A 19999-nucleotide genomic window follows, 5' to 3' on the forward strand; every position below is an offset into this window, starting at 1 on the left:
TTTTGGTAAACCGTGCCGATTACAGGCTGGATACGTTCTCAGACAGGTATTTAGCTACGCCGTCTGGGGAAGCCGCCATACCTTCTTTACCTTTTTCCCACTGAGCCGGGCACACTTCACCGTGCTCTTCGTGGAACTGGAGCGCGTCAACCATGCGCAGCATTTCGTCGATGTTACGACCCAGCGGCAGATCGTTCACAACCTGGTGACGAACGATGCCGTTCGCGTCGATCAGGAAAGAACCACGCAGTGCAACGCCAGCGTCCGGATGTTCGATACCGTAAGCCTGCTGGATTTCGCGTTTGATGTCCGCAACCATCGCGTATTTCACTGCACCGATGCCGCCGTTTTCGACAGGGGTGTTACGCCATGCGTTGTGTACAAATTCAGAGTCGAAGGAGACGCCAACCACTTCCACGCCACGCTTCTGGAATTCTTCGTAACGTTTGTCGAACGCGATCAGCTCAGACGGGCAAACGAAAGTGAAGTCCATTGGCCAGAAGAACAGAACGGTCGCTTTACCGTTGGTGTGCTGTTTGAAGTTGAAGTTTTCAACGATTTCACCATTGCCCAGAACGGCGGCAGCTGTAAAATCCGGAGCCGGACGTGTTACCAGAACCATATGATTCTCCTGTAGATACTAAGGTTATTTGGAACGCAACGCGGGCCAGTATAGAGGCAGTACGGGAATAAGACAAAGAGGTGGTAACAATCGTTCCACCAGCTTTTACCTATCAATCGAACCGACTTCACAGTTCTTTATTTTTCGCCTGCGTCATCATACGTGGATAGAACTGCCAGAAGCGGATTTCCAGCGCATCATAATGTTCATCCAGGTCATGCCATGAGTCGCGCAGCGCGTTCAGACGCGGTCGACGGCTCGCCATGCCGTTCAGGACGTTCTGAATGAAATCCATCTCGCGGTATCGCTCCAGCCAGCGTTCAGACCAGAGATAGTTATTCAGATTCACAAAGCGCGGCGGGGAGTCCGGCAAAATGATCGACACCTGCGCGTGGGCGTAGCGCACAAACTCAGGCAGCGACATATCAGGCGACAGCCGGGACCAGTGGCGCGACAGGAAATGATCCCACATGACGTCGAGCGTGATCGGCGCCACGCGTCGGGTTTCGGGGCGGAACCAGGCTTTGGCTTCCGTCACTTCCGGCAGGTTATCGGTCAGCACGTCGATGCGGCGGTGCATAAAAATCCCGTCGACAACCTCAGGGGAGTACGCTTCCGCGGGGTTGCCGCGTACAAAATCGGCCAGCAAATTGCCGGAGAGGGAGCTGTCCGCGAGATGAGCGAGATGCAGATGAGCGAGAAAATTCATGCGTTTTCGTTGTCCGGTGGCGGCTAGTTGTTGCAGCAAAAGGGTGTGAGCACTAGACTATGCCGCCTGTTTTTAAGTCACGAGTATACGTCATGCGCGTCGCCGATTTCTCCTTTGAACTACCTGAATCCCTGATTGCTCACTACCCCATGCCTGAGCGTAGCAGCTGTCGCTTGCTGTCACTGGACGGGCCAACGGGCGCGCTGACGCACGGTACTTTCACCGATCTTCTCGACAAGCTCAACCCTGGCGATCTGCTGGTCTTTAACAATACCCGCGTGATCCCGGCGCGTCTGTTTGGCCGTAAAGCCAGCGGCGGCAAGATCGAGGTGCTGGTCGAACGTATGCTCGATGATAAACGTATTCTGGCACATATTCGCGCCTCTAAAGCGCCGAAGCCGGGCGCTGAACTGCTGCTGGGGGATGACGAGAGCATCAAAGCGACCATGACCGCGCGTCACGACGCGCTATTTGAAGTGGAATTCAACGACGAGCGCACGGTGCTCGATATCCTCAACGCCATCGGCCACATGCCGCTGCCGCCGTATATTGAGCGCCCGGACGAAGAGGCCGACCGCGAGCTGTATCAGACCGTCTACAGCCAGAAGCCTGGCGCGGTGGCGGCGCCAACGGCGGGCCTGCACTTTGATGAACCGCTGCTGGAAAAGCTGCGCGCGAAAGGCATTGAGATGGCGTTCGTGACGCTGCACGTCGGCGCGGGGACCTTCCAGCCGGTGCGCGTGGACAGCATCGAAGACCACATCATGCACTCTGAGTATGCCGAAGTGCCGCAGGAGGTGGTGGATGCGGTGCTGGCGGCGAAAGCGCGCGGTAGTCGCGTCGTGGCCGTCGGTACAACGTCGGTACGTTCCCTTGAGAGCGCTGCGCAGGCCGCGAAAAGCGAGCTGATTGAGCCGTTCTTTGGCGATACGCAGATCTTTATCTACCCGGGCTATCAGTACAAAGTCATTGATGCGCTGGTGACCAACTTCCATCTGCCTGAATCGACGCTGATTATGCTGGTTTCCGCGTTTGCGGGGTATGAGCATACGATGAACGCCTACAAGTCTGCGGTAGAACAAAAATATCGCTTTTTTAGCTACGGTGACGCGATGTTTATCACGTACAATCCGCAGGCTTTGAATGAGCGTGTCGGGGAATAAGTCCGCGGCACCGTATTACAACGTTGGACTGTTTTTCTGACGTCGGAGAAAAAATGAAATTTGAACTCGATACCACCGATGGCCGCGCGCGTCGCGGTCGTCTGGTGTTTGATCGCGGCGTGGTAGAAACCCCCGCGTTTATGCCTGTGGGCACGTACGGCACCGTAAAAGGAATGACGCCGGAAGAAGTTGAAGCCACTGGCGCACAGATTATCCTCGGCAACACCTTCCACCTGTGGCTGCGTCCGGGTCAGGAGATCATGAAGCTCCACGGCGACCTGCACGATTTCATGCAGTGGAAAGGCCCGATCCTCACCGACTCCGGCGGTTTCCAGGTCTTCAGCCTGGGCGATATCCGTAAGATCACTGAGCAGGGCGTACACTTCCGTAACCCGATCAACGGCGATCCAATCTTCCTCGATCCGGAAAAGTCTATGGAGATTCAGTACGATCTCGGCTCCGATATCGTAATGATCTTCGACGAATGTACGCCATACCCGGCGGACTGGGACTACGCCAAGCGTTCCATGGAGATGTCCCTGCGTTGGGCGAAGCGTAGCCGCGACCGTTTTGACGCCCTGCAAAACAAAAATGCGCTGTTCGGCATTATCCAGGGCAGCGTTTACGAAGATTTACGCGATATCTCGGTTAAAGGTCTGGTAGAGATAGGCTTTGATGGCTACGCTGTCGGCGGTTTGGCTGTGGGTGAGCCGAAGGAAGACATGCACCGCATTCTGGAGCATGTCTGCCCGCAAATCCCGGCGGATAAACCACGATACCTGATGGGTGTGGGTAAACCAGAAGATCTGGTGGAAGGCGTACGTCGCGGCATTGATATGTTCGACTGCGTTATGCCAACCCGAAACGCGCGTAACGGTCATTTGTTCGTTACCGATGGCGTGGTGAAAATCCGTAACGCGAAGCATAAGAGTGACACCAGCCCGCTCGATTCCGAGTGCGATTGCTATACCTGTCGCAATTATTCTCGCGCGTATCTGCATCATCTCGATCGTTGCAACGAGATTTTGGGGGCGCGTCTCAATACCATTCATAATCTTCGTTATTATCAGCGCTTAATGGCTGGTTTACGTAAGGCTATCGAAGAGGGTAAATTAGAGAGCTTCGTGACCGATTTCTACCAACGTCAGGGGCGGGATGTTCCACCGTTGAACGTTGATTAATTTTAATAATGAGGGAATTTGAATGAGCTTTTTTATTTCTGATGCGGTAGCAGCAACGGGTGCACCAGCGCAGGGCAGCCCGATGTCTCTGATTCTGATGCTGGTTGTGTTCGGTCTGATCTTCTACTTCATGATCCTGCGTCCACAGCAGAAGCGTACTAAAGAGCACAAAAACCTGATGAACTCCATCGCGAAGGGCGATGAAGTCCTGACCAATGGTGGCCTGGTGGGTCGCGTAACCAAAGTAGCGGAAAACGGCTACATTGCTATCGCCCTCAACGACACCACTGAAGTGGTTATCAAACGTGACTTCGTAGCTGCCGTTCTGCCGAAAGGCACCATGAAGGCGCTGTAATCCCAACTTTTCCCAAAGGGAACTGCCGTGTTAAACCGTTATCCTTTGTGGAAGTACATCATGCTGGTCGTCGTGATTATCGTCGGCCTGCTGTACGCGCTTCCCAACCTGTATGGTGAGGATCCGGCCGTTCAAATCACTGGCGCGCGCGGTGTCGCCGCCAGTGAGCAAACGCTGATCCAGGTCCAGAAAACGTTACAAGAAGAAAAAATTACCGCTAAGTCTGTGGCACTGGAAGAGGGCGCAATTCTTGCTCGCTTCGACACCACCGACACGCAGCTCCGCGCACGTGAAGCGCTGATGGGCGTGCTGGGTGATAAATATGTCGTGGCGCTTAACCTTGCTCCTGCAACCCCACGCTGGCTGGCTGCGCTGAACGCAGAGCCAATGAAACTGGGTCTTGACCTGCGTGGCGGCGTTCACTTCCTGATGGAAGTGGATATGGATACCGCGCTCGGCAAGCTACAGGAACAGAATATCGACAGCCTGCGCAGCGATCTGCGCGATAAGGGCATTCCGTACACCACCGTACGTAAAGAAGATAACTACGGCCTGAGCATCACGTTCCGCGACAGCGCGGCACGCGATCAGGCTGTGACGTATCTGTCTCAGCGTCACCGCGATCTGGTGATCACCTCTCAGGGCAGCAACCAGCTGCGTGCGGTAATGACCGACGCGCGTCTGAGTGAAGCACGTGAATACGCCGTTCAGCAGAACATTAACATTCTGCGTAACCGTGTAAACCAGCTGGGCGTGGCTGAGCCACTGGTACAGCGTCAGGGTGCTGACCGTATCGTGGTCGAACTGCCGGGTATCCAGGATACCGCCCGTGCGAAAGAGATTCTGGGCGCGACGGCGACCCTGGAGTTCCGTCTGGTTAACTCCAATGTCGACCAGGCTGCTGCGGCTTCAGGCCGTGTGCCGGGCGATTCTGAAGTGAAACAGACCCGCGAAGGCCAGCCCGTTGTGCTGTACAAACGCGTGATCCTGACCGGTGACCATATCACCGACTCCACTTCCAGCCAGGACGAATACAACCAGCCGCAGGTTAACATCTCGCTGGATAGCGCAGGCGGCAACATCATGTCTAACTTCACCAAGGACAACATCGGCAAACCGATGGCGACCCTGTTCGTGGAGTACAAAGACAGCGGTAAGAAAGACGCCAATGGCCGTGCCGTGCTGGTGAAAGAGGAAGAGGTGATTAACATCGCCAACATCCAGTCTCGTCTGGGTAACAGCTTCCGTATTACCGGTATCAGCAACCCGAACGAAGCGCGTCAGCTCTCTCTGCTGCTGCGTGCCGGTGCGCTGATTGCGCCAATTCAGATTGTTGAAGAACGTACCATCGGTCCAACCCTGGGTATGCAGAACATCAAACAGGGTCTGGAAGCGTGTCTGGCCGGTCTGGCGGTGTCCATCATCTTCATGATCTTCTTCTATAAGAAGTTCGGCCTGATTGCGACCTCCGCGCTGATTGCCAACCTGGTGCTGATCATCGGTATCATGTCCCTGCTGCCGGGGGCGACGCTGACCATGCCGGGGATTGCGGGTATCGTTCTAACCCTTGCGGTGGCGGTCGACGCCAACGTACTGATAAACGAACGTATCAAAGAAGAGCTGAGCAACGGTCGTTCTGTACAGCAGGCGATTGAAGAAGGCTACAAAGGGGCGTTCAGCTCCATCTTCGATGCGAACGTAACAACACTGATTAAGGTTCTTATCCTGTATGCAGTGGGTACTGGCGCGATCAAAGGCTTTGCGATTACTACCGGTATCGGTGTCGCAACGTCGATGTTTACCGCTATTGTCGGCACCCGTGCCATCGTGAACCTGCTGTACGGCGGCAAGCGCGTCAAAAAGCTGTCTATCTGAGGAGTGCGTTGTGGCACAGGAATATACTGTTGAACAATTGAACCACGGCCGTAAAGTCTGGGACTTTATGCGCTGGGACTACTGGGCCTTCGGCATTTCAGGTTTTCTGCTGATCTTGTCCATCGTCATTATGGGCGTGAAAGGCTTTAACTGGGGTCTGGATTTCACCGGTGGTACGGTGATCGAAATTACCCTGGAAAAACCGGTCGATATGGACCAGATGCGTGAGTCTCTGCAAAAAGCGGGCTTTGAAGAGCCGCTGCTACAGAACTTCGGCAGCAGCCGCGACATCATGGTGCGTATGCCGCCGGTACACGATGCCAACGGCAGCCAGGAGCTGGGCAGCAAGGTCGTCCAGGTTATTAACGAAACGACCAGCCAGGATGCAACGGTTAAGCGTATTGAGTTTGTCGGCCCGAGCGTTGGTGCTGACCTGGCGCAGACCGGTGCGATGGCGCTGCTGGTGGCGCTGATCTCGATCCTGATTTACGTCGGTTTCCGCTTTGAGTGGCGACTGGCGGCAGGCGTGGTTATCGCCCTGGCGCACGACGTGGTGATCACCATGGGCATACTGTCTCTCTTCCACATTGAGATTGACCTGACGATTGTGGCATCCCTGATGTCCGTTATCGGTTACTCACTGAACGACAGTATCGTGGTATCTGACCGTATTCGTGAAAACTTCCGTAAGATCCGTCGCGGCACGCCGTACGAAATCTTTAACGTGTCGTTGACCCAGACGTTGCACCGTACGTTGATCACCTCCGGCACCACCCTGATGGTGATCCTGATGCTGTTCCTGTTCGGTGGCCCGGTGCTGGAAGGCTTCTCGCTGACCATGCTGATCGGTGTGTCTATCGGTACGGCCTCGTCTATCTACGTCGCGTCCGCACTGGCGCTGAAGCTGGGCATGAAGCGCGAGCATCTGATCCAGCAGAAAGTCGAGAAAGAAGGGGCGGATCAGCCGTCCATTCTGCCGTAAGAGTCTTATGTAGTATCGAAATCCCGGCCTGTTGGCCGGGATTTTTTTTGTCTGCATCTCACAACACTCCTGACAGTATGCTGTCAGGAGCCCTGTCGTAGACTCCTTCTGAACCCTAACAACAGGCAGGAGGACGTATGAAAAGTGTTATTAACTGGTTTGAAATTCCGGTCGCCGATATGGATCGCGCCATCAAATTTTATGAGTCGGTGATGCAGGTCGCGCTGCGGCGCGAGAAGATGGACGTGGCTGATCTGGCGATTTTCCCGCACGAGGATCCGGCCACCGGCGGCGCGCTGGCGAAATTTGACGGCGTTACACCGTCTTCGCAGGGCGCTATTATCTACCTGCATACTGACAATCTGGCGGCCACGCTCGATCGTATTGCTTCTGCGGGCGGTGAGTGCGTGTTTGGCCCGCTGGAACTGCCGCAAGGCATTGGCACTATAGCCCTGTTTACCGACAGCGAAGGTAATCGCGTCGGCCTCCATCAACCGGTATGAGAGTAAACCGATGACCCGACGCGCTGACCGTTTGTTCCAGATTGTGCAGATCCTTCGGGGCAGGCGTCTGACAACGGCAGCGCATCTGGCGGAAAGGCTTGGCGTGTCCGAGCGCACGGTGTACCGCGATATCCGCGACCTGTCGCTTTCCGGCGTGCCGGTGGAAGGCGAGGCGGGAAGCGGATATCGGCTGATGTCGGGTTTTGATTTACCCCCGCTGATGCTGACCAACAAAGAGTCCGAGGCGCTGATGGTGGCGATTCGCCTGCTCAAAACCTGGGGCGGGGAATCGCTGTCGCGCGAGCTGGAGTCGGCCCAGGAAAAAGTGCTGGCGATCCTGCCAGAAGAGAGCCGCCGCAAGGCTGAGCAGACGCGGATTTACGCGCCGGATATTGCCCTTCAGCCACATTCCCGTAGTGGTTTCGACGTGATCCATCAGGCGATTTCCGCCCAGCGCGTGCTGGCACTGCATTATCGTGATGAGGCTGGGCAGCTCTCAAAGCGCGAGGTTCAGCCGCTGGGCTTGTTCTTCTGGGGAGAGCGCTGGCTGCTGGCGGCGTGGTGCGAGCGACGCGATGACTACCGCTGTTTCCGGCTCGACCGATGCCTCAATATTGTGCAGACGGAGAGGCGGTTTAGCGAGAGTGCGGACAGGTCATTGGCAGATTTTTTGCGCAAGGTGAGGCAGTAAAAAGCCGGGGGGCGGCTACGCCTTACCCGGCCTACATTCGGATCGTAGGCCCGGTAAGCGTAGCGCCACCGGGCGGAATCCGCACTGATTAGAAGTTGTAACCCACGACCAGGTAACCACCCCAACCGGTAGAGCGAACGCTGAAGTCGCCGTTGCCAAAGTTCAGGCTGGCGTCGTCGTTCCACTGGCCACCGTTGTGCCAGTAACGCGCAACAACAGAGTAGTGCCAGTGATCGTAGTTCAGCGCCAGGATGTGGCTGGACGCGATGGAGTCGTTAGTGCGCGCTTTTCTGCCGTTCAGGTCGCGGAAATCGTTATCGCCCAGGTCTGAACCCCAGTCAAAGTTGGTGAAGCCGATATAGCTCAGGTTGCCGCCCCACAGTTGGGTAATTGGCACGAAGTATTTCACTTTGAAACGGTAGCCGTCCCACTCGTTCTCGTTCGCGGCGCCGTAGTTCTGCCACTGGTATTTTGCGTATACGTTCATGGACAGGCTCATCGGCAGGCCAGTCTCAATGTCTGTACCCAGACCCATGTACCAGGTGCTCTGGCGACCGGACTTGTTGCGACCCATGTCGTAGATGTAGTTGTTTGCGAAATACCACTCTTTGAACGGACCAAACGCCAGACTGGTACCGGTCAGTTTATCAATGGAGAAGCGGGGTTCGATCTCCATGAACAGTGGGGAACCGTGGTTCCAGATACCTTTCGCGTCGGTGTTACCGCCGAAGAATACCGGTGCGTCCATGTAGCCATAGAAATCAAACCAGTCTTTTTTAGCGAATGCTTCGTACTCGAGGTAGGTATCGTTACGGATCTGCGGTCCGAAACGGGTATGGTAGCTGCCTACAACGTTAACGCTCTGATGCCACCAGTCGGAGAGGTATTGTGGTTTGTCGTTTTCCGCTGCGTTAACAGTGAAAGAGGTGGAGAGTGCCAGAACTGCACCGGCTGCGAGTAATGTTTTTTTCATAATCATGCCACTGATTGAAATTCCCTTCCGGGAGTGAAAAATGCGCGAATTGCGTTTCTAAATATTTCGTATTTCTGCGGAGCCTATTATAGGAATCCTTGCTCACAAAAATATGTGTTGTTTCACATATCTCTCACATACGTAATCGATTGCGTTCACGTTTGCGTACTTTAGACGGGCGGGATTGTAGCGGCAATCATTTATGTTGCCAATCCATACGAAATGTAAATGTTAGCGGAGTGACATTTCACTCCGCTAGAAGGGCGGGTTATTGCGCGGCGGGTTGAATGTCGTGAATACGGATAAAGCCCAGCTGTTCTGGGGTCAGTCCGCTCAGCTGGAGCGGGATATCAACATCGCTCGGCGCCAGCGTGCTGGCGGGGGCGGTGAAGAGCTGATTCTTCACGTTCACTTCCTGATAGCTCTCCGTGGTGCCCTGAATCTGGCCCCACTCTACGGTGCCGCTGAACGCGGGAAGCGGATCGTTGGACTCACCCTGAATGCGTAATGTTGCGCGAGTACCATCGGCATTCGCTGCAACATTCACCAGAGACATCTTTAGGGTGCCAATCTGGCTGTTCAGACGCGCGGGCGTGTTTGCACCTGGCAATAAATAAACGCCATTGCTGGATTTGGCATTCAGCGCGTTCTGCTGGGTGATCTTCACGGTTTCTTTGTTAAGTTTGTCCATCGCCACGTTAAGCGTATTCACGCTTTGTTTCATTTCGCGGACTTCACTTTGCTGTGCGCAGGCGCTGAGCGTGAACAGGCTCCCCACCAGCACTATTTTCAGGTAACGTCTTGTCATTGCGTTTAATTCCTTGAAATCACAGATTGCTGCAATGGTAGACAGGATAGTGCCGTCAGGCATAGATCCTTTGTCTCAAAAAGCTCTTCCTTTGTTGTCGGGCCAGTTCAGGGTAAAATAGAAATCAGTTAACCAGATAACAGGGACATCGTATGCATTGCCCATTTTGCTCCGCTGTGGATACCAAAGTCATCGACTCACGTCTTGTAGGCGAAGGGTCTTCCGTGCGTCGTCGTCGGCAGTGTCTGGTGTGCAACGAGCGTTTTACCACCTTCGAGGTGGCAGAGCTGGTAATGCCGCGCGTGGTAAAAAGTAACGATGTGCGCGAACCGTTCAATGAAGAGAAACTGCGTAGCGGGATGCTCAAGGCGCTGGAGAAACGGCCCGTCAGCTCCGATGACGTCGAAATGGCGTTAAACCATATTAAATCTTATCTGCGGGGGTTAGGTGAGCGCGAAGTGCCGAGCAAAATGATCGGCAATCTGGTGATGGAACAGCTGAAAAAGCTCGATAAAGTCGCCTATATCCGCTTTGCCTCCGTTTACCGCAGCTTCGAAGACATCAAAGAATTTGGCGAAGAGATCGCCCGCTTACAGGATTAAGCCCATGCACGACGAGATGTACATGGCGCGAGCCATGAAGCTGGCGCAGCGCGGTCGGTTTACCACTCACCCTAACCCCAATGTCGGGTGCGTCATTGTTAAAGATGGCGAGATCGTGGGGGAAGGTTTTCACTACCGCGCAGGCGAGCCGCATGCTGAAGTGCATGCCCTGCGCATGGCGGGTGAGAAAGCGCGTGGCGCGACGGCCTATGTGACGCTGGAGCCATGCAGTCATCACGGACGTACGCCGCCGTGCTGTGAAGCGCTGATTGCGGCGGGCGTCTCGCGCGTTGTCGCCGCCATGCAGGATCCTAATCCGCAGGTGGCGGGCCGCGGGCTGTATCGTCTGCAACAGGAAGGCATCGACGTCAGCCACGGCCTGATGATGCAGGATGCCGAAAACATCAACAAAGGCTTCCTGAAGCGTATGCGCACCGGCTTCCCGTTTATCCAGCTTAAGCTTGGCGCGTCACTGGATGGCCGCACGGCGATGGCGAACGGCGAGAGCCAGTGGATCACCTCGCCGCTGGCAAGGCGCGATGTGCAACGTCTGCGCGCGCAAAGCCATGCTATTCTCACCAGCAGTGAAACGGTACTGGCTGACGATCCGGCCATGACCGTGCGCTGGGAAGAGCTGAATGCGGATACGCAGGCGCTCTATCCGCAGGAGAACCTGCGTCAGCCGCTGCGCATTATTGTTGATAGCCAGAACCGCGTGACGCCGGAGCACCGCATCGTGCAGCAGCCGGGTGAAACCTGGATTGCCCGCACCAAAGAAGATACGCGCGAGTGGCCGGAAGGCGTGCGCAGCATTATGGTGCCGGAACATAACGGGCATCTCGATCTCGTGGTGCTGATGATGTTGCTCGGCAAACAGCAGGTCAACAGCATCTGGGTTGAAGCCGGTCCGACGCTCGCCGGCGCACTGCTTCAGGCGGGGCTGGTGGATGAGCTTCTCGTCTACGTTGCGCCTAAACTGTTAGGTAATGACGCGCGCGGCCTGTTTGTGCTGCCCGGCCTTGAAAAACTGGCCGATGCGCCGCAACTCTCATTCAGCGAGATTCGTCCGGTAGGCCCGGATGTCTGCCTCCATTTAACGACAGCGTAATTGCTCCTGAAATAGGGAAGCAGTGCGCAAAGTATTATGATAAAATCCGCCCCCCTGCGGGGCCAAATGAACCCGTAAAGGAAGAGTATGAACATTATTGAAGCTGCTGTAGCTACCCCGGACGCTCGCGTCGCCATCACCATTGCGCGTTTCAACAACTTCATCAACGATAGCCTGCTGGAAGGTGCGGTTGACGCCCTGAAACGTATCGGCCAGGTTAAAGATGACAACATTACCGTCGTTTGGGTACCAGGTGCTTACGAACTGCCACTGGCAGCGGGCGCGCTGGCGAAAACCGGTAAATACGACGCGGTGATTGCGCTGGGTACCGTTATTCGTGGCGGCACTGCGCACTTCGAATACGTTGCGGGCGGTGCAAGCAACGGTCTGGCACACGTTGCACAGGATGCTGAAATCCCTGTCGCGTTCGGCGTGCTGACCACCGAAAGTATTGAACAAGCCATCGAACGTGCTGGCACTAAAGCCGGTAACAAAGGTGCAGAAGCTGCACTGACCGCGCTTGAAATGATCAATGTATTGAAAGCCATCAAGGCCTGATTTTTTTGTAAGGGGAATTCCGTGAAACCTGCTGCTCGTCGCCGCGCCCGTGAATGTGCCGTCCAGGCACTTTACTCCTGGCAGTTGTCCCAGAACGACATCGCTGATGTTGAATACCAGTTCCTGTCAGAACAGGACGTGAAAGACGTTGACGTTCTGTACTTCCGTGAACTGCTGTCGGGAGTGGCGACTAATAGCGCGTATCTCGATGGTCTGATGAAGCCATACCTGTCCCGTCTGCTCGAAGAGCTGGGCCAGGTCGAAAAAGCAGTGTTGCGTATCGCGCTGTTTGAGCTGTCTAAACGTGATGATGTGCCGTACAAAGTGGCCATCAACGAAGCGATCGAACTGGCGAAAACCTTCGGCGCTGAAGACAGCCACAAGTTTGTTAACGGCGTGCTGGATAAAGCCGCACCTGCGATCCGTCCCCACAAAAAGTGATCCGCAAACCGGAGTCTTGCATTGCCTTTTTGGCAGTGCGGCTCCGGTTTTTTTATTTAATTTGCTGAGGCATAACGTATGGCATGCGGCGAATTCTCCCTGATTGCCCGTTATTTCGACCGTGTCAGAACCTCTCGTCTTGATGTTGAAACCGGCATTGGCGATGACTGCGCACTTCTCAATATTCCCGAAAAACAGACGCTGGCAATCAGCACCGACACCTTAGTGTGTGGGCGTCATTTCCTGCCGGATATCGATCCTGCCGATCTGGCGTATAAAGCGCTGGCGGTGAACGTCAGCGATCTGGCGGCAATGGGCGCCGACCCGGCCTGGCTGACGCTGGCTCTGACCCTGCCGGAGGTGGATGAAGCCTGGCTTGAAGCCTTCAGCGATGCCCTGTTTGAACAGCTGAATTATTACGATATGCAGCTGATTGGCGGTGATACCACCGCCGGTCCGCTGTCCATGACCCTGGCAATCCACGGCTATGTGCCTGCCGGGCGCGCGCTGAAGCGCTCGGGTGCAAAACCAGGCGACTGGCTCTACGTGACCGGTACGCCGGGCGACAGCGCGGCAGGGCTGGCGATCCTTCAGAACCGTTTAACGGTTGAAGATGCTGACGATGCGGCGTATCTGGTGAAGCGCCATCTGCGGCCAACGCCGCGTATTCTGCACGGTCAGGCGCTGCGCGAGCGGGCCAGTTCGGCTATCGATTTGTCTGACGGGCTGATCTCCGATCTCGGCCATATCCTGAAGGCCAGCGGCGTGGGCGCACGCGTTGACCTGGATCTGTTCCCGCTGTCGGAGCAACTGCTTCGCCATGTCGAACCTGAACAGGCGCTGCGCTGGGCGTTATCCGGTGGAGAAGATTATGAGCTGTGCTTCACCGTGCCTGAGCTGAATCGCGGGACGCTGGATGTGGCGCTAGCGCATCTGGGGGCGAAATTTACCTGCATCGGGCAGGTGATGCCGGAAAGTGAAGGGCTGAAGTTTGTGCAGAATGGCGCACTGCGAGAACTTGACGTGAAAGGGTTTGATCACTTTGCCTGACTCAGGATGCAGATTGCATCCTGAATTCTCGCGGATTATTTGAATAACGAATGTTCCGGGCATGCTCGCTCATTAACTTCCACCTTCTCTCTATCGGATTCAGGTTAGGGTTGTAAGGTGAAAGATAATGAAAGTTCTTTTTTATAAAACGGATCGCAAAATTTAATTAGGTTAATAGATTTATCAGTGCAATATTATTCATTGCGTGAATGTCATTTATATAATTTTGGCAATTACTTTATTTATAATGTTTTTATCTTGCCGTCTGGCGTATGATTATTCTTGGTGTGAGGGCGTAAGTTATAGGATTGTTAGCACATGTACTATTAAGGGATGAATATGTACGAAATGAATTTTCCTTGCGAAATACTGTTTCAGACAGAACATAGAATTAATGATGCAAGTACAGATGATATGCAGCATAGTGATCTGTCCGCTTTAGAGTTGCAATCATTAGGGCTAAACGATGTTTCTACTATAGTTGATCCCTATAATATGACCTTCAAAGATAACACAGTTAAATATCTTCACTATCCGTTTATTGCTGGATACTCCCTTAAAGACGATCAACGCGTTACCCCTGATGAATGCGCCAGTATACTTTTTGATGAAATGTGGGAGTTGTCAGGGGCGTTTGCGTTCGGGCAATATAAAAACTTAACTGGAGAGATGATTAACCATTTTCAACATGGAGATGGCAGACCTTTTGGTGATAATGCGTTACTCAACAGAGCATTTTCTGATCTTCTCAGGGCAAAGCAATATGGAGATACTACGCTTGGTGTTATCAGGGATGTAATTAATAAATATATCAGTGACAGGCGAAAACAAGTTGGTAGTCAGGATTTTATTTGGGATGTACAAACAGAAATATCGAGGACGATATTACCTAAGTTTAATGATTTCGAAGACAGATTTAACGGAATGGGCATCACCGTCCATGATATTTATTTCCAGCGGATTGTTATGCTTAATTTTAGGCAATATCAAATGGGGTGGGAGGCAGATATATTATTTGAAGCTCAGGATCATTTTGGTCTGGGGCGAGAAGATATTACTAAAAAATTATACCAAAACTTCAGGTTTTTTCGGATATGGTTTGTTCTTCAGCGTTACAACCGCTTTTCATTTAAACCTTTTGTGACGAACTTTAATGCTTCTATAAAATTAACGGGGTAATAATGCTATGAAGAAATCCAGGTTTCTTTATATAGCAACTGTTTTTGTTGTGATTGTTTGCAGTCATTGGGGTGATATTTATCCGGTGAAAATCATTGATGTCCATCGCAGTACTGATCGCTTTGGCTATGATGATATTATCGTTGACCATTTTCCGTTAACGGATCGGGGAAGAATCAACTGGTGGCTATCTCAGCGGGATATGCTTAAGAAAAAATATAACATCCCCTCCGGGCAGGAGTTTGTTTTGACGGTCTGGGATATGGGGGGCGGGTATCTGCGGGACTCACCACGAGAGGATTATTTTTGTTTTCCTGATATGACATCAGAGAAGAACTGTATTGAGAAAAATAAACTTCTTAAGGTTGATGCCAGATTTTCTGATAAGAACAAAGTTAATTTCATTATTGGTGATAATAAGTATGTTATGGATAAAAAAGATGGTTCAATGACGAAAGCGCGGTACTGAAAACCGCAATTGGGAATTATCAAATTATCGGAGCGATAATGCTATGAAAAATCCTGGTTTCTTTATATGGCGATTGCTTTGGTTGTAATTGTTCTTAGTTCCTGGGATTATATTTATCCTGTGAGAATTATTGATATCCATCGCAGCACGAATGGACTTGGCTATGATTATATTATCGTTGACCATTTCCCGTTAACTGACCGGGGGAGAATCAACTGGTGGCTATCTCAGCGGGATATGCTTAAGAAAAAATACAACATACCCTCCGGGCAGAGATTTGTTTTGACGGTCTGGGATGTGGGGGACGGGTATCTGCGGGATTCGCCGCACGAGGATTATTTTTGTTTTCCTGAAATGACTTCAGAGAAAAATTGTATTGAGAAAATTGAACTACTTGAGGTTACTTTCAGATTTCCTGAAAGCAATAAAATCAAGTTTTATGTTGATGGTAATCTGTACATTATGAATAAAAAAGATGGCTCAATGACCAAAGAGCGGTATTGAAAGCTACTGCCTATAATGGCGTCAGAGAGTGTAGGCCGGGTAAGCGCAGCGCCACCCGGCAAGTGTTTACTTAAACCCTACCACCGGATGCTGCTGATACGGCGTCTCCAGCTCGGCAATCTGCTCCGGCGTCAACGATAAGTCCACCGCACTCAACAACTCATCCAGCTGTTCTTCCCGCGACGTGCCCACAATCGGCGCGGCGACACCGCGCTTGCTCAGCAGCCACGCCAGCGCCACCTGCGCGCGCGTTGCACCGATATCGTCGGCGATCCCGGCTAAGCGTTCGGCAATTAACGCATCGCTGGCTTCTGTATCGTCATACAGGTTTTTACCCACTTCATCCGATACCAGCCGGGCGGTAGTTTCCCCCCACGGACGGGTTAACCTTCCGCGCGCCAGCGGGCTCCACGGGATCACCGCCACGCCTTCCTGGTAGCAGAGCGGCAGCATCTCGCGCTCTTCTTCCCGGTAAATCAGGTTGTAGTGATCCTGCATGGTGACAAAGCGCGCCCAGCCGTGCTGCGCCTGGAGATCGAGCGCCTGGGCAAACTGTGAGGCATGCATGGACGATGCGCCGATGTAGCGCGCTTTACCGGCTTTCACAACGTCGTTTAACGCTTCAAGCGTCTCTTCGATCGGGGTGTTGTAATCCCAGCGGTGGATTTGCAGCAGGTCGACGTAATCCATGTTCAGGCGTCTGAGGCTGTCATCAATGGAACGCAGGATCTGCGCGCGAGAAAGGCCTTCCGCCAGATCGCCTGACGGGTAGTACACCTTAGTGGCGACCACAATGTCATCACGACGGGCAAAATCTCGCAGGGCGCGGCCGACAATCTCTTCGCTGCTGCCGTCTGAGTAGCTGTTGGCGGTATCGAAGAAGTTGATGCCGTTGTCAATGGCGCGCTTGATGATAGGGCGGCTGCTCTCTTCCGGCAGCGTCCAGGCATGATTTCCCCGGTCAGGCTCGCCAAACGTCATGCATCCCAGGCAAAGCCGGGACACCTTAAGGTCCGTTTTTCCTAATGTCGTGTATTGCATGGTTCCGCTCCTGCTGTTTAAACAATACGTTTAAGCATAGCAGGAGCAGAAAAGGGGAGGGATCAGGCCAGCCAGGTGCGGATTTTAGCTTCGATACCGGCGGCGTCCAGACCAATGTCGGCGCGCGCCTCATCCTGGGTGCCTTGCGGGATGAAGTGGTCAGGGAGGCCGAGATTAAGCACCGGAACGGCTTTACGGTTCGCCATCAGCACTTCGTTCACGCCGCTACCCGCGCCACCCATGATGGCGTTCTCTTCCAGCGTGACCAGCACGTCATGGCTTTCCGCCATGCTCAGAATCAGAGATTCATCGAGCGGCTTCACGAAGCGCATATCGACCAGCGTCGCATTCAGGTTTTCAGCGACTTTTGCCGCTTCCGGCATCAACGTACCAAAGTTCAGGATCGCCACTTTTTCACCACGGCGTTTCACCAGACCTTTACCGATGTCCAGTTTTTCCAGCGGCTGTAATTCAACGCCAAGGGCATTACCGCGCGGATAACGTACCGCGCAGGGGCCGTCCTGATAGTGGTAACCGGTATACAGCATCTGACGACACTCGTTTTCGTCGCTTGGCGTCATGATCACCATATCAGGGATGCAGCGCAGGAAGGAGAGATCAAACGCGCCCTGGTGCGTCTGGCCGTCAGCCCCCACAATGCCCGCGCGATCGATAGCAAACAGCACCGGCAGCTTCTGAATGGCAACGTCATGGATAACCTGATCGTAGGCGCGTTGCAGGAAGGTAGAGTAGATCGCTACCACCGGCTTGTAGCCGCCAATCGCCAGGCCCGCAGCAAAGGTTACCGCGTGCTGCTCGGCGATAGCCACGTCGAAATACTGGTCCGGGTATTTTTTGGAAAACTCCACCATGCCGGAGCCTTCACGCATGGCAGGCGTCACCGCCATCAGCATGTTGTCTTTCGCCGCCGTTTCGCACAGCCAGTCGCCAAAGATTTTTGAGTAGCTCGGCATCCCGCCGCTGCTTTTCGGCAGGCAGCCGCTGGTATGGTCGAACTTAGGCACCGCGTGGAAGGTGATCGGATCTTTTTCCGCCGGTTCGTAACCACGCCCTTTTTTGGTCATGATATGCAGGAACTGCGGGCCTTTCAGGTCGCGCATGTTTTTAAGCGTCGTCACCAGGCCCAGCACATCGTGGCCGTCCACCGGGCCAATATAGTTAAAGCCCAGCTCTTCGAACAGCGTACCCGGCACGACCATGCCTTTGATGTGTTCTTCGGTACGCTTAAGCAGCTCTTTAATCGGCGGTACGCCGGAGAAGACTTTTTTACCGCCTTCACGCAGTGAGGAGTAAAGCTTGCCGGACAGCAGCTGCGCCAGATGGTTATTCAGCGCGCCGACGTTCTCGGAGATCGACATTTCGTTATCGTTGAGGATCACCAGCATGTCCGGTTTGATATCGCCCGCGTGGTTCATGGCCTCAAAGGCCATCCCGGCGGTGATCGCCCCGTCGCCAATCACGCAGACGGTGCGGCGTTGTTTATTCTCTTTTTCGGCGGCAACGGCAATACCAATGCCCGCAGAAATGGAGGTGGAAGAGTGGCCGACGCTTAACACATCATATTCACTCTCGCCGCGCCACGGGAACGGGTGCAGGCCCCCTTTCTGGCGAATGGTGCCAATTTTATCGCGACGTCCGGTCAGAATTTTGTGCGGATAGGCCTGGTGGCCTACATCCCAGATCAGCTGATCGAACGGCGTGTTATAGACGTAATGCAACGCCACGGTCAGCTCAACCGTGCCAAGTCCGGAGGCGAAGTGGCCGCTGGAGCGGCTAACGCTGTCGAGCAGGTAGCGACGCAGCTCGTCACACAGCTTCGGCAGACTCTCTTTCGGCAACAGACGTAACTCCTGAGTGGAGTCAACTAACGCCAGTGTCGGGTATTTGGCAATATCAAAACTCATCAAAGGCTCATCGAGATTTATAGTTTATTTATCACGCTGGATTATGTAGTCCGCTAGCGCTTCCAGTGCCGAGGTATCCAGCGATTGCGCGGCCAGCTCATTCAGCGACCGGCGGGCATCGTCTATCAGATCCCGGGCTTTACGTTGGGCATGCTCAAGGCCCAACAGGGCGGGGTAGGTACTTTTGCCAAGCTGCTGATCCGCACCCTGACGTTTTCCCAATGTTGCAGTATCGCCCACCACATCCAGAATGTCATCCTGAACCTGGAATGCCAGACCGATACTTTCTGCGTATCTGTCCAGAATCGGCAGGGCTTTACGCCCGCGTTCACCCGCGCTCAGCGCGCCCAGGCGAACGGCTGCACGAATCAGTGCGCCCGTTTTGTGACGGTGGATGCGCTCCAGCTGTTCCAGAGTAACCTGACGCCCTTCAGCCTCTAAATCCAGCGCCTGGCCGCCGCACATCCCGGCGACGCCGCTGGCCATTGCCAGTTCGGACACCATTGCCAGACGATCGCGATCGCTCACCTCAACCATCGGCGCATCGCTCAGAATGGAGAAGGCCAGGGTTTGCAGCGCATCCCCCGCCAGAATGGCATTCGCTTCGCCAAATTTGATATGGCAGGTTGGCTGACCGCGACGCAAATCGTCATCGTCCATGGCCGGCAAATCATCATGGATCAGCGAATAGGCGTGGATACACTCCACGGCGGCTGCCGGGGCGTCCAGCGTGTTATCGCTGATACCGAACATATTGCCCGTGGCATACACCAGGAACGGACGCAGGCGTTTACCCCCCAAGAGTGCGCCATAGTGCATGGCTTCAACCAGTGGAGTGTTCTGAAAAGGCTGCGGCTCAATGAATCGGCGCAGCGCATCGTTGGCGCGGATGACGCGCGCCTGAAGCGCGTTGGAAAAATCCATTTACTCGGCGTCCGGTGTGAATGGCGTGGTTTTAGCGTCTTCGCTGTCGGAAAGCAGGATCTGCACACGCTGCTCGGCCTGCTGGAGTTTTACCTGCCCCTGGCGCGCGAGCTGCACGCCGCGTTCAAATTCGTTGAGCGCGTCTTCCAGCGGGAGATCGCCACTCTCAAGACGGGTAACGATCTGCTCCAGTTCACTCAGCGCAGTTTCGAAACTGGCCGGTGCGTCGTTTTTCTTCGGCATAGTGAATTGACTCTTAAATTTTTCGCCCTGACATGGTAACGGACTCGGAGCAATTATCAAATAACGCGAGTGGCGCGATGGTGGTATACTTGC

General features: G+C 54.0%; 23 protein-coding genes and 1 pseudogene. 15 read left to right on the forward strand and 9 right to left on the reverse strand.

All coding sequences use genetic code 11. The annotated features are described in order from the left end of the window. Positions 1-19: 19 nt before the first annotated feature. Positions 20-622 (reverse strand): peroxiredoxin C, encoded by a 603-nt coding sequence (locus ACWKXX_RS00505; protein ID WP_003859113.1) that lies wholly within the window; start codon positions 620-622, stop codon positions 20-22. A gap of 127 nt (positions 623-749) precedes the next feature. Further along, positions 750-1331, reverse strand: coding sequence for an ACP phosphodiesterase (acpH, locus tag ACWKXX_RS00510; RefSeq protein WP_261666410.1), 582 nt, complete (start codon positions 1329-1331; stop codon positions 750-752). A gap of 92 nt (positions 1332-1423) precedes the next feature. Between acpH and queA the strand changes: the two genes are divergently transcribed. From queA to ACWKXX_RS00545, 7 genes are all read left to right on the forward strand, one after another. Continuing rightward, on the forward strand, positions 1424-2494 hold the full coding sequence (queA, locus tag ACWKXX_RS00515) for a tRNA preQ1(34) S-adenosylmethionine ribosyltransferase-isomerase QueA (RefSeq protein WP_039271583.1): 1071 nt from the start codon (positions 1424-1426) through the stop codon (positions 2492-2494). Between the two features lie 53 nt (positions 2495-2547). Continuing rightward, positions 2548-3675 (forward strand): tRNA guanosine(34) transglycosylase Tgt, encoded by a 1128-nt coding sequence (tgt, locus tag ACWKXX_RS00520; protein WP_015571303.1) that lies wholly within the window; start codon positions 2548-2550, stop codon positions 3673-3675. 22 nt (positions 3676-3697) lie between these two features. Further along, a complete protein-coding gene (gene yajC / locus ACWKXX_RS00525; protein WP_003859109.1) occupies positions 3698-4030 on the forward strand; it encodes a preprotein translocase subunit YajC in 333 nt (110 codons plus the stop codon). Between the two features lie 27 nt (positions 4031-4057). Beyond that, entirely contained in the window at positions 4058-5905 is a 1848-nt protein-coding gene (secD, locus tag ACWKXX_RS00530) for a protein translocase subunit SecD (RefSeq protein WP_017383164.1), read from the forward strand. A 10-nt stretch (positions 5906-5915) separates the two neighbouring features. Then, positions 5916-6887 (forward strand): protein translocase subunit SecF, encoded by a 972-nt coding sequence (gene secF, locus ACWKXX_RS00535; protein ID WP_003859105.1) that lies wholly within the window; start codon positions 5916-5918, stop codon positions 6885-6887. A 137-nt stretch (positions 6888-7024) separates the two neighbouring features. Further along, positions 7025-7390: a VOC family protein gene (locus ACWKXX_RS00540; RefSeq protein ID WP_017383165.1), complete on the forward strand. Its 366-nt coding sequence runs from the start codon at positions 7025-7027 to the stop codon at positions 7388-7390. A 10-nt stretch (positions 7391-7400) separates the two neighbouring features. Next, positions 7401-8081, forward strand: coding sequence for a helix-turn-helix transcriptional regulator (locus ACWKXX_RS00545; protein ID WP_017694425.1), 681 nt, complete (start codon positions 7401-7403; stop codon positions 8079-8081). A gap of 88 nt (positions 8082-8169) precedes the next feature. Here the strand turns inward: ACWKXX_RS00545 and ACWKXX_RS00550 are convergent, their stop codons facing one another. Together ACWKXX_RS00550 and ACWKXX_RS00555 are read right to left on the reverse strand one after the other, a co-directional pair. After that, complete coding sequence (locus tag ACWKXX_RS00550) at positions 8170-9054, reverse strand: nucleoside-specific channel-forming protein Tsx (RefSeq protein WP_026080602.1); 885 nt, start codon at positions 9052-9054, stop codon at positions 8170-8172. Positions 9055-9322: 268 nt separating this feature from the next. Beyond that, positions 9323-9862 carry a SadB/YajI family lipoprotein gene (locus ACWKXX_RS00555; RefSeq protein WP_003859100.1) on the reverse strand — a complete coding sequence of 180 codons (540 nt, stop codon included), beginning with the start codon at positions 9860-9862 and terminating at the stop codon, positions 9323-9325. Between the two features lie 152 nt (positions 9863-10014). Here ACWKXX_RS00555 and nrdR point away from each other — a divergent pair, with 152 nt between their 5' ends. The 5 genes from nrdR (at position 10015) to thiL (ending at position 13621) form a co-directional block, all read left to right on the forward strand. Beyond that, complete coding sequence (gene nrdR / locus ACWKXX_RS00560; RefSeq protein ID WP_003859099.1) at positions 10015-10464, forward strand: transcriptional regulator NrdR; 450 nt, start codon at positions 10015-10017, stop codon at positions 10462-10464. A 4-nt stretch (positions 10465-10468) separates the two neighbouring features. Beyond that, on the forward strand, positions 10469-11572 hold the full coding sequence (ribD, locus tag ACWKXX_RS00565; RefSeq protein ID WP_454540754.1) for a bifunctional diaminohydroxyphosphoribosylaminopyrimidine deaminase/5-amino-6-(5-phosphoribosylamino)uracil reductase RibD: 1104 nt from the start codon (positions 10469-10471) through the stop codon (positions 11570-11572). 87 nt (positions 11573-11659) lie between these two features. Next, a complete protein-coding gene (gene ribH / locus ACWKXX_RS00570) occupies positions 11660-12130 on the forward strand; it encodes a 6,7-dimethyl-8-ribityllumazine synthase (RefSeq protein WP_003859098.1) in 471 nt (156 codons plus the stop codon). A gap of 21 nt (positions 12131-12151) precedes the next feature. Continuing rightward, a complete protein-coding gene (gene nusB / locus ACWKXX_RS00575; protein WP_006809908.1) occupies positions 12152-12571 on the forward strand; it encodes a transcription antitermination factor NusB in 420 nt (139 codons plus the stop codon). A 78-nt stretch (positions 12572-12649) separates the two neighbouring features. Beyond that, positions 12650-13621, forward strand: coding sequence for a thiamine-phosphate kinase (thiL, locus tag ACWKXX_RS00580; protein ID WP_261666408.1), 972 nt, complete (start codon positions 12650-12652; stop codon positions 13619-13621). Between the two features lie 19 nt (positions 13622-13640). Here the strand turns inward: thiL and ACWKXX_RS00585 are convergent. Further along, a pseudogene (locus ACWKXX_RS00585) lies at positions 13641-13751 on the reverse strand (IS630 family transposase); the annotation flags it as partial. Positions 13752-13960: 209 nt separating this feature from the next. Here ACWKXX_RS00585 and ACWKXX_RS00590 point away from each other — a divergent pair. The 3 genes from ACWKXX_RS00590 (at position 13961) to ACWKXX_RS00600 (ending at position 15773) form a co-directional block, all read left to right on the forward strand. Further along, entirely contained in the window at positions 13961-14800 is an 840-nt protein-coding gene (locus ACWKXX_RS00590; RefSeq protein WP_261666407.1) for a DUF3289 family protein, read from the forward strand. 7 nt (positions 14801-14807) lie between these two features. Next, on the forward strand, positions 14808-15269 hold the full coding sequence (locus tag ACWKXX_RS00595; protein WP_196356809.1) for a DUF943 family protein: 462 nt from the start codon (positions 14808-14810) through the stop codon (positions 15267-15269). A 66-nt stretch (positions 15270-15335) separates the two neighbouring features. After that, positions 15336-15773 (forward strand): DUF943 family protein, encoded by a 438-nt coding sequence (locus tag ACWKXX_RS00600; RefSeq protein ID WP_261666406.1) that lies wholly within the window; start codon positions 15336-15338, stop codon positions 15771-15773. A gap of 66 nt (positions 15774-15839) precedes the next feature. On the opposite strand, the gene ACWKXX_RS00605 is transcribed toward ACWKXX_RS00600, so the two are convergent. The 4 genes from ACWKXX_RS00605 to xseB form a co-directional block, all read right to left on the reverse strand. Further along, positions 15840-16814: an aldo/keto reductase gene (locus tag ACWKXX_RS00605; protein ID WP_261666405.1), complete on the reverse strand. Its 975-nt coding sequence runs from the start codon at positions 16812-16814 to the stop codon at positions 15840-15842. Between the two features lie 62 nt (positions 16815-16876). Continuing rightward, the gene (gene dxs, locus ACWKXX_RS00610; protein WP_015571294.1) at positions 16877-18739 is read right to left on the reverse strand and encodes a 1-deoxy-D-xylulose-5-phosphate synthase; all 1863 of its coding nucleotides are present in this window, start codon (positions 18737-18739) and stop codon (positions 16877-16879) included. 24 nt (positions 18740-18763) lie between these two features. Then, complete coding sequence (gene ispA, locus ACWKXX_RS00615; RefSeq protein WP_015571293.1) at positions 18764-19663, reverse strand: (2E,6E)-farnesyl diphosphate synthase; 900 nt, start codon at positions 19661-19663, stop codon at positions 18764-18766. Continuing rightward, the gene (gene xseB, locus ACWKXX_RS00620) at positions 19664-19906 is read right to left on the reverse strand and encodes an exodeoxyribonuclease VII small subunit (protein WP_003859094.1); all 243 of its coding nucleotides are present in this window, start codon (positions 19904-19906) and stop codon (positions 19664-19666) included. Positions 19907-19999 lie beyond the last annotated feature (93 nt).

The sequence above is a fragment of the Enterobacter sp. UPMP2061 genome (assembly GCF_053709615.1).